Below are 214 nucleotides of genomic sequence, written 5' to 3' on the forward strand. Positions count from 1 at the left end.
GGCGCGGGCGCTGGATGGACAATGTGATGATCGAACGGCTATGGCGGTCGCTGAAGTATGAGTGCGTCTATCTGCATACTTTCGAGACCGGCACCGCCGCGCGCAGGCATTGGCAAATGGATTGCCTTTTACAACACCGGGGATGTCCCGATGAATGTTGAAATCGGGTCGGGGCAGCGTTGCCGGGCTCATGGTTAGGCGGCCGCTGCGGTGT

General features: G+C 59.8%; 1 pseudogene. It reads left to right on the top strand.

The features are described 5' to 3' along the window. Positions 1-135 (top strand): annotated as a pseudogene (locus KY389_RS15205) (integrase core domain-containing protein); the annotation flags it as partial. Between the last annotated feature and the right edge of the window lie 79 nt (positions 136-214).

This window comes from Paracoccus bogoriensis (assembly GCF_019431455.1).
Classification (GTDB): domain Bacteria; phylum Pseudomonadota; class Alphaproteobacteria; order Rhodobacterales; family Rhodobacteraceae; genus Paracoccus; species Paracoccus bogoriensis.